Here is a 16,133-nt window from a genome sequence, read left to right on the forward strand (position 1 = left end):
ATTCAGCGCCACGCCAGTGCGGCCATAGAGAACGGAAAAAGCCGGCAATATATGTCCACGCGCCCGCGCGGACAATATGCGCACTTTGTTCTAACTTCGGTAACTGACTGTTTCCAGGAAACGCGAACTGGTGTCTCCAATGGAGACACTATCGAAAGGAGTTGCTCCCGTCTCGGCCTGACGAGCCGAGTTGCGCCCGACAGTGCCCACTAAGATGATCCGACACAAACACGGGCACCGCTACAGCTTCCACACCTGCCTTATAACGGGGATCAAAGGCCGCCTAGTTCTCGGCATAATTCGGAACAGCCCGCTGGACGCGTGTGTCTCCACTGGAGACACACGGACACGAAGCCTGGTAACGAGTATTCATCTCCAATATCGCACACCGCGTCTCCGCAATGTTCGCGCCTCTGAGCCCCGCACCACCGACGGCGTCGCGTAAGCTAGCGATTGCTCTAACTCTTCACCGGAGCAGCTTCGGCTCAGCCAGCTCACGTCGGTCTCCGTGCCCGAAACTCATCGCCAGTGTCTCCAATGGAGACACCTTGGCACTCCGCCGGCATTGTTGAAATACCCGTCACATGCGTTTCACGTCGTGTCTCCATTGGGGACACTCCAGATCCACGAAGCAGCGCCAACAACAACGCAAAAGCATCCCTGCGGCAACCGAGTCGCTCCACCGGGACAACTTAGATCTGCATCACCTTGCCCGCGGGATTCCGCGGGTCACGATCGTCTCGCGTTGTAGCGCAATAAACCGCCACACAAAAGACGTAAAAAAAGCCCGATAAATCGGGCTTCGTGGTCCGCACAAAAAACTTACGCCGTCCCAGTGAATAGTTGGGCGATTAGCTCGCGGACTTGCCTTTCCTTTTCATCGGTGAGCAGTCCCGCTCTAATTTTCACAGTGAGGCCCACAGAATCGCGGGTGATAGATCCGGCCTGGTTTCCGCCCGCGAAGATCTTCTCGATCTTTCGATCACTAACGTTATGGTCCGTCTTCCCATCGTCCTCGATTGCCTGCTTGATGGCCTTCGCGAGTTTTGTTTGATCGAGATCGCCAGCGACGACCCTCGTCCAAGCTTGCTTGGCAAGTTCGAATGCCTTCTCGTCTTGATCGCGCAGCACTGAAACCAGGTTCTGGGCGGCGTGGGCGCCGAGCAAGCGTGGTTGCACGTCCAAGTCTCGAATGACAAAGTCCGGTAACTCTGCAAACGAGAGAAATCTATACAGCTCCGAGCGCGAAATCCCCAAAGCTTCAGCGACCCGCTTGCGACTCGGAAACTCCTTCTCCGTTCGACGAATCGAACGTGAAATCTCGTAGTCCGACAAATCTTCCCGCGCGACGTTTTCGACGAGCGCAAGCAACGCCATCTCTTCGTCTGAAAGGTCGACCACAAAGACCTTGATGATCTCCCTCTCGATCATCTTGTGCGCGCGCCAACGTCGTTCGCCCGCCACAAGTTGGTAGCCCGCGTCCTTCCGTCGGACAACAATGGGTTGAACGAGGCCCGACTCTCGAATCGACTCAGCGAGTTGAGTCAGCTTGCTTTCGGAAAACACCTGACGTGGCTGCCACGGATTCGGAACGATATCGGCGACTCTCACCTCTGATGGCAAGCCTGCCTTCTCCAACTCAGAGATCCGCTGCTGTGCTTGCGCTAACGCTCCTGCCATTCCAGGCGCAGTAAGAGGCGTCTTATTCTTCTCTGATTGTTCAGCGAGCTTGATATCTTTCGTTGCTCGAACGTCGGCCGTTTTGGCCATCATGCGGTCACGCAGGCTGCTCATTGGCCGGCCCTCCACTGTGCAACATATTGATCGTCAATCCACTTGCAGTAGTCCATTAGTGGCTGCTTTACCCGAGCCAACGTCTTCGCCACAGTGTCGGCACGTGACAAATCGAAAACGGTGGAGAATGCGAGCGCACCATTGCTCATGACCGAACTGGCTGGGATCTCAATCGCGTGGAGCCAATCGCCGTAGGCGCGTTGCGTCCACGAGCGAACGACCGGCGCCGACGACGTCGTTCCATAGTCAACCTTCGAGAGGAGCACGGAAACGAAGTCGTAGGTCTTATCGACGTCGTGCTCGGCAAAGCCATTCGCAACCTCGGCGAACAACGACCAAAACGACGACGAAGAAATAAAGTCGAGACTCTCTGGGACCAAAGGCATCACCATTGAATCGGCCGCCATCAGTCCATTCAACGTCATATAGGACAGCGATGGCGCCGTGTCGATAATGATGTAGTCGTACTGCGTACGGAGCGGCTCGATGCCGTTACGCAAAATCGACCAGAACTTGAATCCTGGATTCGTCTTCTGCTCAGCGGGCAGGTGAAATTCCGCATCATGCAGATAGTTATGCGCGGGGATAATGTCCAGTCCGTCCCAATAGGTGCTCTGGACTTTCGACCCGAGGCCACCTTCGATGTTCGGATCGTAGATGTAGGGGAGAACGGTGTCGTCCCAATTAATATCTTTCTCCGCGTATAGCCCACAGAGTTCCGACAGCGACGCTTGCGGATCCAAATCAATCATGAGCACCTTGCGGCCGCGCAGGCTGAGACCTTGACCAAGGCACATCGAGGTCGTAGTCTTGCACGATCCTCCCTTGAAATTTGCCGTTGTCAGCACACGGCCGCGTTGTTCCCGAGTCCCGGTGACAAGCGGCGTCTGATAAATCGTCGAGATCTTTTGCACCCATTCCCGGGCGTCTTTCAATGAAAAGATCCGTGCTCGACCAGTTCCGTGCGTTTCGCCGGCGGGCAGGTCACTGCCGTCCTTGGTCGCAAGGTAATTGATCTTCTGTCGATCAAGGCCACAAAGCTCCGACAGTTCTCCGATCGTGAAGACCGGAGCATTCTTCCGCGGACGCGGTGCCAAGATTTGATCGCGAAGCTCGTCCGTCATCACTTTCAAACGATCAGCAAACTCACTGAAATCCGTGAGTTTCACCCGTCGATCGATACTTGGAAGCTCGCTTAAATTCATATTGGAAATTCCCTTTCATCAAAGGTGAGGCGATTTCCGAACGCCCACCTTCCATTTCTACGGTTTGGCAGCATTCGCCCGTCGAACCGTAGAATACTCGTCGTGCCGAAGAATTGCCATTACATTCGACCCTTTCGAGGCCCACTGAGACAGATTTTTCGAAAAGGTTTGAATTTCAACCGCTTAGCGGGAGGGTTTCGGTCCAACGGACGGCCTTCGGCCGTCCGAGCTACGAAGCACCGCCTCAATCCACGTTGCGTCGCCGGGTAGAGCAACACAAAACACCTCACCTTAGGGCTGCAAAAGTCGCGTGATCCTGTGCAGCTTTCTCGATGGATCACAATTCGCCTCACCTTGTGGTCGCGGATTTTTACGACGCATCTTCGTTTTCTCCGCTGGTTGGCAGTTCCACGGCACGGAAAGGAGCGCACACATTTCTGTTATTGCAGAACAGGGGTTAGTTTGTTTTTGTAAACATAGAACCTACCAACCACAAACAGCGGCAGTGTCTGTCAATATAAACAATGGGTTAGCGCCGAAAGGTGAGGAATTTTGTGTCCAAGGTGCTGTTGATTGAGCGCAAGAGTGAGGCGTTTACCCCGCAAAAGTGAGGTATTTAGGTCCGTAAGGTGAGGTGTTTGGGCGGCAATGGTGAGGTAAGTTGTGATCCGATCAGCAAAAGGTGAGGTGATTTGAGCGGCTATGCTGGATAAGGTGAGGTGATCTGTGTTGACAGCGCACCTTGCCGTCGGTACCGTACGGCACAAATATGCGGCCACGATGGCGAGGGGAGTCGAATGACGGCAGGAGGGCAGGTAGCCACGTCCAGGCAGTTGGCGTTGGCGCTTTTCGACGATGCGCGAGGGGAAGACCTACCGGTCGAAGCCGCCCGAAAAGATATCGGCTTTGCCCGAAAAAACGTCCTCATTCGGATCGTGGATCTTGGTGTTGCCGCGCGGCGGTTGATCGATGCTGCTTATTTTGTGGTGGCTCAGGAGTCCGGCGTTCACGATCTCTATGACGTCGAACTCGATTACTTTAAGTGGCTCATGCGGTACTCAAGCCGCAACAACGCTCACCTCGAGCAGGTCATCACTGAAGCGCAGAGAGCTCTAATCCAGGCTACAGCGGAAGCCGAGGCGGACGGTACAAAGCCGTTCGGCTCTGTACAGTTGATCGGTCGCATTTCCTACGCCGGCGGCCGCTTCCAGTTTCGAGTTCCGCCCGACCTCATCGGCATAATTCGTGGTCCCGGGAAATCGCACTGGTTGAGTCTTCGCATCACTTCACTGTTCACGCTTAGCTATGCGCGAGTGATGTACGACCACCTACTGCCGTATGCAGATGAGGGCGTAACCGAATGGTTCACTCTCGATGAACTACGGTCTTGGCAGGGAGCGATCGGTGCAAAGGCGAAGGAGTTCAAATATTTCAAGCGCGACTGGCTCGGACCAGCTGTCGAGCAGATCAATGCCGTTTCCGACCTCCACCTGTCCTTCGAAACTCGCAATGAGCAGGGGTCGCGAAAGATCGGCCGCCTCCGTTTCCGCATCGAACGTAAAGCCGTCGAGGAGCGCTTGTTACATACGCACGAGCAAGCGAAAGTGCTGTACGAAACGCTCAAGCAAGAGTTCGGGCTCTCCAGCGTTCAATTTGGTCAGATTGCATCGGATCGCGACACGTACACGGACGAACGCTTAGAGCAGGCCATTGAGCGCACTCGCTTCAGTCTAAAGCTCGGCAAGGTATCGAAAAGCCCTGCGGGCTTTTTCATGAAGGCCCTGAAGGAGCGCTGGATTGTGTCGGACGCTGAACGCCTGATGGTAGAGCAGCAGGAGACGCTCGCACTTGCGGAACGACGTGAAGCCGATGCAAGAGAGCATGTGGAAACACGTGTGGCTCTGCAAATCGCGGCTCAGGATGTACATGCGCAAAATCGCATCGTCGATGAGGTGCGCCGCGGTTGGGAAATCTACCAAGAAGCAACGTCAAAGCAGCGGGATGATTTGCGTCGAACGTTCAAGGCTAGTGCGGCAGGCAAGCTCACATTGCGTCGACTGGGCATTGACGTCTCAGGAGATTTTTCCGAGACGATGGTTGAGCGCTACCCGGACCTCCGCGATGGTTTTGCTGGCTTTGTGTATAACAAAGCGCGTGCAGCAAAGGGTAGGGCGCGCTAGCTGTGGCAGCACGTCGGCTCTTGTTTTGTGATCCGCAGGCCGAACGCTAAAGTCTAACCCTCTCAGTGCCCGATTTCTGTTGCCCCGTTGAGACCGGTCGATCGAGGGGTGACCGCCGTGCCCCGTGTGCATCGTGGGCTGCGACGGCCACTTTGCTGAGTACCGACGCTTCAAAGAAAGTAATCGAACTGGATAGCCACTCTTCAAGGGCTGAAAGATGCGGCATCAAGCGCAAGAGCTGAGGTATTTCCACTCGCAAGCTCTGCTTATCCCGCGCAAGTCGAACTCGAATTCCCCCGACGTTTTGTTGGGGTACCCGATCAGACACAATGTACTCGATACGCTCCTCAACTTTTTGGTAGCCCAACCGCTTCGCTTCCATCGCTCTCTCGATCACTGCGCGTTCGCCGGACACTTTGAGCGCTCCAAGCACAAGCTCACCCACACGAAACGAAAGTTCGTTTGGGCTTCCTAGCGCGGATACCACTTCCGCGGGAATGCGCGCCAGTGCAATGAGACGAGATACGCTAGACGTCGAGACGCCGAGTGCATTCGCCATATCTCGTTGCGATGGCCAGATCTGTTGTCGCAGAACTCCACGATAGAAACGCCCGACTTCATATCGGGAAACATCTAGTTCCTGCATTTGAGCGTGCATGGAGCGCGCAGTGCGTTTGTTCAGTGATTGCGGGACGACGAAGAGTTGTTCCATGGTGTCAAAGTGGTAGCGAAGGGCTCTCTCAAGATAGTTCGCGAGAAAGCTTGTCAAGTCCTTGCCTGTGATCGCTCGACGCGTGATTTCCCATCGCCCGCGAAACAATCGCCCATGTTTGGGCACGATCGGACTGTCGATTCTTTCCGGATAAGAATCAAAGCCGACAGGCGCTTGTCACCTGGGAGTGACATTTCGCGCACAAGCCGTTGATTATTAGAAGGAAGGTATGCCGCGATAGGTGTGGGATTGTTGGGACACAACGTAACACCGAGCAACCGTTACGTTTGCCTCAAAAGCTGCACGAAAACCTCACCATTCCGCGAAAACACCGGCAGGCGCTTGTCACCTCGGCTCGCGAAACACAGCGCGGCGTAATGGTGTGCAAAATAGCTCGGCTTTTGCCCAGAGCGTGGGGTGCCGCACTGATTCAATTGACGCGAACCAACTCGTCTTGCGCGCGCGTCATGCCTCTCTTCCGTCGTTCCAAAAAGCAGATCGCCCTGTCCACAGCTCCGGGCGGCTACTCCGAAGAAGATCCCGAAAAGATCATCTTCGATAAAGGCACGCGTCTGCGCGTCGAAGCGAACCACTGGAAGCTCTTCTGCTTTTTACTCGCGGCCATCGCCGGCGGGGCAGTGTGGACACGGCAGCCGCCGCCGTCCGTGGTGAAGGCTTATGGTGTGTCCGCAGATGCGGGCGGCCACCCGCTCGTTCGCCAGCTCGCCGCCTACAAGCCCGACGATCAGGCGCTGCGGAAGTCCGTTTCCGAGTCAGTCGAATACTGGTTCACGATCGAGCCCGTGCTCACGCCGACCATCGAGACGTCCCGTCTTGCTCGCAACATCAACGCCGTCAAGGCGCAGATGGTCGACAACGGCAAGAACCAGTTTGCCGCCTGGGTCAAGCTGGACGCGCCATTCCAGACCATCACGGCCAACCCCAAGCTCGTTCGCGAGGTGAAGGTCATCAACGTGTCCGTCCTCGATGACTCGACCGTCGTTGTCGAATTCACAACGACGACCACCCAGTTCCCGTCGGACAAACCTGTTGAGGTGCGCTACGCGCTGACGCTGCGCTACCAGATCGTTCCGGCCAGCTCCGACGACGCGATCGGCACCAACCCCTTCGGGATTTTCTTCCCATTCTGGACGCTTCAAAAGACCGCATGACGAACCCGGCATCCCGTTCCTTCGTGCCGCTTGCCGCGCTCGCCTGCGCGCTCGCGATCTCTGTCCCCGCGCACGCCGCGCGCAAGACGCAGTCCTTGCAGACGCTCTCCGGCCCGCTCGATGTCGGCTCGATCATCGGCGACCCGATGAGCCCGGTGAATCCGTACAACACGGGTGTCGATCCGGTGACGATGCCCAACGACGCGCGCATCGTGGTTTTCAACTACAGCCGCGACCAGATCTACCGGGTGATGGCTGCGCCCGCGAAGCTCACGACGATCGAGTTCGCCCCGGGCGAGAAGCTGGTTTCCGATCCGGCATTTGGCGACACGGTGTCGTGGACGTGGGATTCCGATAACGCGAACCACCTGTACATCAAGCCGATGCGCCCGTCGCTCGTGAATACGATGCACATCACGACGAACCTGCGCGACTACGACTTCACGCTTGTCTCGTCACCGGTCGGTGGCCTGTTCTACCAGAGCGTGCGCTTTCACTATCAACAGTCGCTGCTGGCGAAGGCGCGTGCGCGTGATGCGGCCGGGATCGGGCAGGGCATGGGAGCAGGAACAGGCGCTGGTGTGGATACCGGTGCAGATGCAGAGCACGGCAGCTCGACCGACTCGGGGCCGCTCGGCGTCTCGCCCGAGAAGCTCAATTTCGAATACACGATTTCGGGCTCGGCGCCGTTCAAGCCCGAGACGGTGTTCGATGACGGCAAGTTCGTCTGGCTGCGTCTGCCCGCCGATGCGCCGTTCGCCGTGCCGATTGTCAAGGATCACGGCGATGACATCGCGCCCAACTTTATCCGCCGCGGGCAGTACATCGTCGTGCAGCAGCTCGCAAACAAGATCGTGCTGCGCGCCGGGAGCGACGACGTCACGATCACGCGCGGCCGCCGCGGCATCTTCGGGTTCTGAGCATGTCGAACCAGAACCCCCAGCCGACCGATCAGGAGCGCGTCACAAAGGGCAAGTCGCCGCGCGGCGCGCTGCTCGCCGTCGGCATGCTCTTCGCGCTGGTCATCGGCGGCCTTGGCTTCTACTACCAGTCGAAGGAAGCGAGCCAGGCCGATGCGGACGCCAAGGCCGAGAAGGCCGCAAAGATGGCTGCGTCGGTCGATCACACGCATAGCGGCGAAGACATCGACAAGATCATCCAGGACCAGCAGGCCGCTGCGCGCGAAGCCGAACGCAGGGCGCGTGCTACTGCCGGCGCATCCACGCCCGCGCAGGCCTCGAAGCCCGCACTTTCGGTGGATCAGTTTGCGAAGGAAACGACGTCGCCCAATCTCGGCACGCCGGCGAACGTCGACGCCATCTACGCCTCGCCCATCTTCACGCCGGGCAAGAAAGTCAACGAACAGCAGAATGCGCAGGCGACCAGTCAGGCTGGGGTGCAGGGCGTGATGACGCCCGCTCAGATGGCGATGCAGGCGGCCGCAGCCCAGCAATCGGCGACGAGCGCGGCTGAAGCGCAGGCCAAGGCGCTTAGCGCGGCCATGGGGCAGGGCAACACGGCTTCGACGACCTCGTCCGCCCAGCGCGATCTGCAGTTCCTCAAGGATGCGAAAACGCAGTCAGCGTCGGGCGAAGGCTTTCTGAGCGCGGGCTTCGTCGGCCAGTCGGGCGCGTGCACGCTCTCGCCGCCGCATCACATCGGCGTGCTCGTGACGGAAGGCGAAAACTCCGACCGGCCGGGCACGGCGTCGCTGATGGTCGAGCGGGATATCTATGACAGCCTCACGGGCACCTGTCTCATGATCCCGAAGGGCACGATGATCACCGCGCCGTACCAGAGCGACATCAAGGTCGGGCAGGAGAGCATCCTCGTTGCCGCCACCGAGATGCGTCTGCCCAACGGCAAGCAGGTGCCGCTCTACGGCGCGCAGGGCGCGGACCAGAACGGCTACGCGGGCTTCTCGGGTGACGTCAACAACCACTTCTGGAAGATCTACAGCGCGTCGTTTATCACCGCCATCCTGCTCAACCGTTTCGACGGCAGCGACACGAGCTCGACAACGAGTGGCCCGTATGGCGTCACGCAGGTCGGCAATACGGCCGGGCAGGTGGCCGCGCAAACCGCGCAGTCGATCCTGAGCCGCTACCAGAACATCCCGCCGACGATCACGCTCAAGCCGGGCGACCGCTTCATGATCAAGGTGAACCGCGACATTCACCTGGAGCCGTACCGTGGTTAGGCGCGCGCTCGCATCCCTGTGCCTCGCGCTGACGTCCGGGGCAGCCGTCCTCGCGTGCGCCGCTTCTGTGCACGCGGCGTCGATCACACAGGTGATCAGCCCGGTCTCGCTCGTTCTCGGTTCGGGCGGGGCGCGCGAGGTGGCGACGCTCGACGGCAAGCCGGTCCTGTATTGCGGCCTTGCGCCGTTTGAAACCTGGGCGGCACCGCTGCTCGGGCAACCGGTGAACAGTTCCACCGATGCGGGCATGACCGTGTCAGTGGACGCCCACGACGTGTCCCTCGCGGGCCTGATGGTGCGCAGCGGCTGGTTGCAACCGCGCGAACTCGACGACGACGCGCAGGCGGCGATGACCGAAGGCCGAGGCGGCTGGGCATGCGCGAGCGTGGTCACGCCGTTCGAGCTGCTGCATACCAGTGTCGATCCGAAAGTGCTCGCGGGCATTGCGCTGAACGAGTCGGCCTACAACGGTCGTGCGTGGCCGTGGACGCTGAACGTTGCGGGTCGGGGCTTCTTCTTTCGTTCGCGCGAAGACGCGTACGAGGCGATGCGCGCGCTGATCGCGGCAGGCCGCTCCGACTTCGACGTCGGAATCATGCAGATCAACTGGCGGTATCACCACCAGCGCTTTGCGTCACCGTGGGACGCGCTCTCACCCGCCAGGAACGTGCGCGTGGCCGAGGCCATTCTCAACGAGAACTTCCAGAGCACGCGCTCGGTCGCGAAGGCGATCGCGTACTACCACAGCGCGAACCCAGCCCCGGGCAGTGCCTATCTCGCGCGTTTCGTGCGTCACCTCAACCAGATCAACGCCGGCTTATGAAGCAGACCGTTATCCGTATCGCGATCCTCGGCGCGCTCCTGGCTGCGCCGGTCGCTGCGCCTTTCGCGAATGCCGCCAACACCGACCCGTTCGATTTCGACTACGAGGTCGCGGGTGGCATCGCCGAGCGGCCCGCACTGATCTTCAACGACGGATCGAAGACCTACATCCAGCCGCGCGCGGGGCAGGCCATCACCGTCGCAGGCAGCCATCCCGAAGGCCCCTATATCGTGGTCGACGGCACGCCCGCGTCGATCCAGTACAGCGTGGCAGGCCACACCGCGACCGCAACGTGGAACCGCGCGAACAGCTTCATCGGCGGCCACGGTGTCGTGCCCGGTGCGGGCGACGATCAGCCGGTGGCGTTCGCGGGCTTCAGTGGTCGTCTCGCGCTCATCGGCGAGCACGGCGCGCTCGATCCTGTGCGCAGTCTGAACGCGAACATGCCGGTCGCCTCGATGGTCAAGGCGCTGGTGCCACAGGGCTGGAGTGGCGCGGCGCAAAAGGACGTGGATCTGACGGCCGCGACGCGCTTCGAAACGCAGGCGGGCGAGAACTGGCTGCACGCATTGGACCGCCTGATGAATGCGAGCGGACTCTACGCCGATGTCGACTTCGGCACGCGTCACGTGCGTCTGCGCAGCGAAGTCGAGAAGTCCGGTGCGCTGAATTACGCGGTGGCCTCGTCGTCGCAGCCGGTCGCGACCGTTGCGACAAGAACGCCTGACGTTTCCGCGCCCGAGTCCCTGCTTGCGAAGTATTTCGGTGCTAACGCCATCCGTGACGGCGACGACGAGCACACGCAGATCCGCTTCGCGTCGAAGCCGAAGGACCTGAAATTCACCACGGCCGACGGCAAATCGCTGCATCCGAAGTGGGACGCGGACGCGGGGGTGATGACGATCGACCGGGCAGATCGCTTCGTCGTTGCCGACGCGATGAACCACGTCGAAGTCGCGCGCAACGCGGGCACGGTCTACGACTTTCCGGCGGGCAACGCCGCGCATCTCGAATCAGTGTTCGACGAGGGCGGTCAGACGTATTTCAAGTTCTCGCCGAGCGTGATCAACGTGACGGTTGCCGATGTACATCACCTCGGTTCGGGCGAGCAGAAGGGCCGGTACTACAAGTTCAACGGCACGTCCGAGCAGTTCATCGTGACCGCCGATGGCCAGACGATCAGCGTGCTGCGTCGCCATGACGTCAAGTATTTCGAGCGTGCGGGGGCGTCGTCGTGACGCGCCCGCTCTTCATCGTCGCCGCCGCCGCTCTGGCCAGCGTCACGCCCTTCGTTGCACACGCCGACTGTCTCGACGACGCGGCGGCGTTCCGCCACATCAATGTGCAGCTCGTGCGCGCCATCGCAAAACAGGAGTCGGGCATGCGCGCGGACGCCGTCAACGTGAACCGCAACGGCACCGAAGACATCGGCCTCATGCAGATCAATTCGTCGTGGCTGCCGAAGCTCGCGCGTTACGGCATCCGGCGCGAGCATCTCTTCAACGCGTGCGTGAACGCCTATGTCGGCACGTGGATTCTCGCGTCGAACATCCGGCAATTCGGCCCGACGTGGAAAGCCGTGGGGGCCTACAACTCGCCGACGAGTGCACACCAGCTCGTCTACGCCAACTCGATCTATCGCCGCCTGCAGGGGCACTGAGCAATGAGAAAAATTTCCATCCTCGCGTCGTCCCTGCTGGCTCTCTATTGCGCCAACGCTGCCGCCGCTGTCGAAGCCGACCAGTCAAAGGTGCACGCGCCGGCTGGCGATGGCTGGCAGGTGCTCAGCCCGGCGTCGCTCGCGGCTTCATCGCCCGCTGCGAACACGGACCCGGCATCTGGCACCCCTGCCGCAACTGCCGTCCCCGCGACGCCGACGGCTTCCACTGCTGTGACGTCCGGACAGCTTGCGGCATCGCCCCTGGGTGCCGCGTCCATTGACGTGAAGCCGGTCGTACTGCCTGGCACGGCCACGGGCGAGCCAGCGGGAACGATAACGTTTTCTATCACGCCGATGTCCATGAACCTGCGCAACGCGCTCGACGCCTGGCTGCAGACGCTCGGCTGGCAGCTCGCCTGGAAGATCGACGACGATCTGCCGGTTGAGTTCAACGCGACCTTCACCGGCGACTTCCGTTCCGTGCTCACGCAGGTGATGGAAGCCACCAACCATATGCGCACGCCCGCGCGCGTCTGCGAGCACACCAACAACGTCATCCGCGTGATCGCGCGTGCGGCGAACTGCAAGGACTGAACCGATGCGCCAACTCCGTCACCGCTCTCTCATTGCCGCCACCATGGTTTCAACGCTCGTGGCGGCGCTCGCCGGTTGCGCTGTCACGCAGGGCGACGTGAACGATGCCTACAACCAGGCGAATCTCACGGCGTCTTCCGCCTACGGCGGCTTCGGGCAAGGCATTCCGCTCGTTGAGCTTGTGCCACGCGCGTTCCTTGGCGATCGCCCCGTGCCGGTTGCCTATGAGGCGACGCTGCCCGCGATTTTCCGCGACAAGAAGGTCACGTTTCCGCCGCGACTGGGCGTCAAGACTATCGCGACCCTCGTATCGAACGCGACGGGCTATCCGGTGCACGTGAGCCCCGACGTGTACATCCCGCGCGATTCGCTGATCCCGCGTCCGAGCAACGACGGCAAGACGACCCAGGCGATGGTGGGCATGGGCCTGAAAACCACCGAAGAACCCCTGTACGAGCAGCCTTGCGAGGGTTGCGGTGTTGGCCAGTACCTGCACGACGTGACGGAAAACCTCGGTCTCGACTGGTCGTTCGACGGCTCGACAATCAACGTCAGCCGCTTCGTCACGCGCATGTTCCAGATCGCCGCGATTCCGGGCAAGGTGTCGATCGAGTCGAAGATGTCGAAGGGCACTGACACGTCGACGGGCAACCAGTCGACCGGTTCGACCGGGGGCTCGACGAACGATACGGGCTCCTTCACAGCTGTCACGTCGACGGGCCGCAAGGGCGAGTTCGACCAGATCGCGAACATCACCGCCGAGCTCAATGATCTGCGCTCGCCGATGGGCAAGATCACGGTCAACCCGCAGAGCCGCCTCGTCATGGTGTACGACACGAAGGAAGCGGCCGACCGCATGGGCGCGCTGCTCAAGAATGAAAACGCCATCTCGACGCGTCAGGTTGCGCTGCGCGTGCGCACGATCCAGATCGCGCTCAATCGCGGCACGCAGTCCGGGCTGAACGCGGACGTGGTGTTCAACAGCATCCAGGGAGGACTTGCGAAGTGGGCGGTGAGTTTCGCCTCGCCGACTTCGCTTTCTTCTGGTGGTGGCACGGTCGGTTTCTCGGTGCTGCAGTCGAACGCGCCGTTCTCCGGCACGAACGCGGTGATCAACGGCCTGAACCAGTACGGCCGCACGGTCTCCGACAACACCATCACGAAGATGACGCTCAACGGCCTGCCCGTGTCGGTGGCGAATTTCCAGTCGGACGATTATCTGCGCACGACGTCGCCTTCGTCGGGGAGCCTCACGGGCACGTCGAGCGGTGTTGTCGGCCTCACGCCAGGCACGCTCACGACGGGCGACTTCCTGCACATCCTGCCCGCCGTGAACGACCACAACCAGATCGTGCTCGCGTACTGGCGCGACTCGTCCAAGCAGAACGGTCCATTCACGACCGCGGGCACCGGCTCGGGTCAGACGGCACAGTCGATCCAGCTTGCGCACGTCATCGGCAACAAGGATGACCAGACCATTTCGCTGTCCGATGGACAGACCGTCGTGCTCTATGGCGCGGTGACGGACACGGCGGACAGCACGACCAACGGCGGCCTCGCTGGCATCACCGGGACGTGGAACAAGTCGCGCACGTTCCAGATCGTGATGCTCACGGCCAGCGTTGTGCCTTCGATGTGAGCGCGACAGGCATGCATATCACTGAACCGCTGCCCGGAGACAAGCGCGCGCGCCTGGCGTTCGGGCTGGACTGGAGCGCCTATCCCGAGAAGGGCGCGAAGGAGAGCCGCACGCGCTACGCGGGCGACTTCTCCGCGACGCACTACGTCGAGATGAAGGTCGGTACCGAGCTGATCGGCGGCTTCTGCGCGCCCGGTGTTTCCGCGCCCGGCGAGAAGGGCGAACTGCGTGGCGCAAAGCTTTATTCAGGCGCCGCGCGGGTGGCGATGCTCGAGCGCGTGCGCGCGAAGCCCGCTGTACTGGTGCTCATGCAGGACGGCGCCCAGGTGCATCTTGTGCACGTCGTGCGTGGCGCGGTGCGCCGTGATGAAGTAATCGCGCTCTCCGCCGCAGCGAAACGCCGTGAAGAGATCGCGCTCCAGAGTGCAAAGCTGGACTTGGGATTGACCGTGCTGGTTTCGGGCGACGCGCTCGCACCGGGCGATGAACGATTCAGCCCCGCGGAGCTGCTGCAGCAGAAGAAAGCGGGGCGCATCAAGCGCGTGCCGGGCGGCATTCCGACGTCCGTTGTGCTGCTGCTCGCACTGGCGATCGCGGGCTTTGCCGGAAAGCAGATGTGGGGCGCGCTCAACCCGCCGCCGGTGGTGAATACCGCGCCGAGCTGGGACCAGCGTTATGAGCAGGCGATGGGCAAGGTGTTCGCGGGCCACAGGCCGCTCGCGTCGCAACTGGCGCCCGACACGCTCACGCTGCTCGATTACATCGACACGAACCGCATGGGCTGGCAGTTCGAGAAGGCAGAGTGCCCGCCGGTGGGTTCGTGTTCGCTGACCTGGCAGCGCGCGGGCGGCGCATTCGAGGACTTCTCGCGCAGTGCGCCGGCCGCAATGCAGCCGGTCACCTTTGCGCCGGATGGCCTGCACCTCTATGCGCGCGGACCGATGTTGCCGCGCGCGGCGAATCTGTCGGTCGCAGACATGAAGGCGTGGCCCGATGAACAGCGGCTGATCCAGATGCTCCAGACGCCGCCGCAGCGCATGTCCATCAAGCCGCTCAATCTCCAGAGCTTCGGTTACGAGGTGAAGCTCGAACCGAGCCGCGCACTGATCTCGGAGCCGCTTCCGCGTGACGAGCGCGGTCGCGCGCTGCTGCGCGAGGGCAATTGGGAGATCGACGGATACCGGTGGCAATCGCCGCTGCTCGCTGCGCTGCCGTCGAACATGACCCTCGAGTCCCTGAGCGTAAAGCTCGACACCGCCGCGCCCGAGGAACTGGGCAAGGTCGGCATCCATTTCGTTGCGAAGGGCAAATACTATGTCGTCCACTAAATCACGCCATCTGGCCGTGCCGTTTGGCATCGCGCTGCTCGCCGGTGTCGCTGCTGCCCACGCGGCCAACGTCGCCACGCCGTCATTCGCGGCAGCCATCGCGCCCGCGCCTTCATCCACGCCAGCATCAACCGGAGCTGCGCCTGTCGTGCATGCCGAATCGCACCCGGTATCGCACTCCGTCGTTGCCTCACCGGCGACTCCCGCCGAAGCCTCCAACGCTGCGCCAGCGTCGCGCCTGACCGAGGAAGCGGCCCGTACCGGCGCGATCGCAGCCGCGGGCGCGCCGGCACCGAGCGCAAGCGCTGCCGGGCCGTCGGTGGCCGCCGCAGTTGGTGACACCCATCTCACGCTTCACGACATCGACGAGCTTGCCCGCAGCAAGCTCACGCGCGCGTTGCGCGGCGACGGCGACACGCCTGCGAGCGGCGCGGCCGTGACGCTGAAGACGCCGGTACCCGCCGCGCCCGTGGCGGCTCCGGCGCCGATGGTGCAGCCGTTCGTTGCGCGCGAACGCACGACGCCGGTGACGTTCGTGGGCGCCTATACCGACTCGGCCGGTCAACACGTTCTCTATCAGTTCAACGGGGCGGTCTATCCGGCGCGCGTGGGCGAGAAGCTGCTCAACGGCTGGATCGCTCGCCGCGTGGATGGCCTGTCGGTTGTCGTGGCGCAGGGCAAACACACCTGGAGTGTGCCGATGAGCGGCGGCACACAGGAATCCACGGGTTCGCCGTACATCGCCGGCTCGGCACTCGGCGATCTGTCGTCGCCGTTGCCGCTGGGGGTGAGCCTTGCTCAACCGATCGCACGTTTTGGGAGGTAG

14 protein-coding genes are annotated in these 16,133 nt (G+C 61.3%); 11 read left to right on the forward strand and 3 right to left on the reverse strand.

Annotated elements, in window-relative coordinates; translation table 11 throughout:
- Nucleotides 1-822: 822 nt before the first annotated feature.
- Together BMY06_RS31360 and BMY06_RS31365 are read right to left on the reverse strand one after the other, a co-directional pair.
- Nucleotides 823-1,794 (reverse strand): ParB/RepB/Spo0J family partition protein, encoded by a 972-nt coding sequence (locus BMY06_RS31360; protein ID WP_074986994.1) that lies wholly within the window; start codon nucleotides 1,792-1,794, stop codon nucleotides 823-825.
- Nucleotides 1,791-2,999 carry a ParA family protein gene (locus BMY06_RS31365; protein ID WP_074986995.1) on the reverse strand — a complete coding sequence of 403 codons (1,209 nt, stop codon included), beginning with the start codon at nucleotides 2,997-2,999 and terminating at the stop codon, nucleotides 1,791-1,793. Before BMY06_RS31365 ends, BMY06_RS31360 begins: the two co-directional genes overlap by 4 nt.
- Before the next feature lie 797 nt (nucleotides 3,000-3,796).
- Between BMY06_RS31365 and BMY06_RS31370 the strand changes: the two genes are divergently transcribed.
- Complete coding sequence (locus BMY06_RS31370) at nucleotides 3,797-5,179, forward strand: replication initiation protein (protein WP_074986996.1); 1,383 nt, start codon at nucleotides 3,797-3,799, stop codon at nucleotides 5,177-5,179.
- A 46-nt stretch (nucleotides 5,180-5,225) separates the two neighbouring features.
- On the opposite strand, the gene BMY06_RS39110 is transcribed toward BMY06_RS31370, so the two are convergent.
- Complete coding sequence (locus BMY06_RS39110) at nucleotides 5,226-5,891, reverse strand: hypothetical protein (protein WP_143064447.1); 666 nt, start codon at nucleotides 5,889-5,891, stop codon at nucleotides 5,226-5,228.
- Between the two features lie 467 nt (nucleotides 5,892-6,358).
- Here BMY06_RS39110 and BMY06_RS31380 point away from each other — a divergent pair, with 467 nt between their 5' ends.
- Genes BMY06_RS31380 through BMY06_RS39115 form a run of 10 tightly spaced genes read left to right on the forward strand, consistent with a single transcriptional unit; the run spans nucleotide 6,359 to nucleotide 16,133 of the window.
- Nucleotides 6,359-7,063: a VirB8 family type IV secretion system protein gene (locus BMY06_RS31380; RefSeq protein ID WP_074986998.1), complete on the forward strand. Its 705-nt coding sequence runs from the start codon at nucleotides 6,359-6,361 to the stop codon at nucleotides 7,061-7,063.
- Nucleotides 7,060-7,983, forward strand: a complete 924-nt coding sequence (locus BMY06_RS31385) for a TrbG/VirB9 family P-type conjugative transfer protein (RefSeq protein ID WP_074986999.1) — start codon at nucleotides 7,060-7,062, stop codon at nucleotides 7,981-7,983. Before BMY06_RS31380 ends, BMY06_RS31385 begins: the two co-directional genes overlap by 4 nt.
- Nucleotides 7,984-7,985: 2 nt before the next feature.
- A complete protein-coding gene (locus tag BMY06_RS31390) occupies nucleotides 7,986-9,263 on the forward strand; it encodes a TraB/TrbI/VirB10 family type IV secretion system protein (protein WP_074987000.1) in 1,278 nt (425 codons plus the stop codon).
- Between the two features lie 28 nt (nucleotides 9,264-9,291).
- Nucleotides 9,292-10,086, forward strand: coding sequence for a transglycosylase SLT domain-containing protein (locus tag BMY06_RS31395; RefSeq protein WP_244144430.1), 795 nt, complete (start codon nucleotides 9,292-9,294; stop codon nucleotides 10,084-10,086).
- Nucleotides 10,083-11,324, forward strand: coding sequence for a TrbG/VirB9 family P-type conjugative transfer protein (locus tag BMY06_RS31400; protein WP_074987001.1), 1,242 nt, complete (start codon nucleotides 10,083-10,085; stop codon nucleotides 11,322-11,324). Before BMY06_RS31395 ends, BMY06_RS31400 begins: the two co-directional genes overlap by 4 nt.
- A 14-nt stretch (nucleotides 11,325-11,338) precedes the next feature.
- Nucleotides 11,339-11,746, forward strand: coding sequence for a lytic transglycosylase domain-containing protein (locus BMY06_RS31405; RefSeq protein ID WP_074987108.1), 408 nt, complete (start codon nucleotides 11,339-11,341; stop codon nucleotides 11,744-11,746).
- 3 nt (nucleotides 11,747-11,749) lie between these two features.
- On the forward strand, nucleotides 11,750-12,340 hold the full coding sequence (locus BMY06_RS31410) for a toxin co-regulated pilus biosynthesis Q family protein (RefSeq protein WP_074987002.1): 591 nt from the start codon (nucleotides 11,750-11,752) through the stop codon (nucleotides 12,338-12,340).
- Nucleotides 12,341-12,383: 43 nt separating this feature from the next.
- A complete protein-coding gene (locus tag BMY06_RS31415; protein ID WP_080180131.1) occupies nucleotides 12,384-13,979 on the forward strand; it encodes a type II secretory pathway protein in 1,596 nt (531 codons plus the stop codon).
- Nucleotides 13,980-13,990: 11 nt separating this feature from the next.
- Nucleotides 13,991-15,307 carry a hypothetical protein gene (locus tag BMY06_RS31420; protein WP_074987004.1) on the forward strand — a complete coding sequence of 439 codons (1,317 nt, stop codon included), beginning with the start codon at nucleotides 13,991-13,993 and terminating at the stop codon, nucleotides 15,305-15,307.
- Between the two features lie 16 nt (nucleotides 15,308-15,323).
- Nucleotides 15,324-16,133 (forward strand): hypothetical protein, encoded by an 810-nt coding sequence (locus BMY06_RS39115; protein ID WP_143064448.1) that lies wholly within the window; start codon nucleotides 15,324-15,326, stop codon nucleotides 16,131-16,133.

The organism is Paraburkholderia tropica (assembly GCF_900109265.1).
Taxonomy (GTDB): Bacteria; Pseudomonadota; Gammaproteobacteria; order Burkholderiales; family Burkholderiaceae; genus Paraburkholderia; species Paraburkholderia tropica.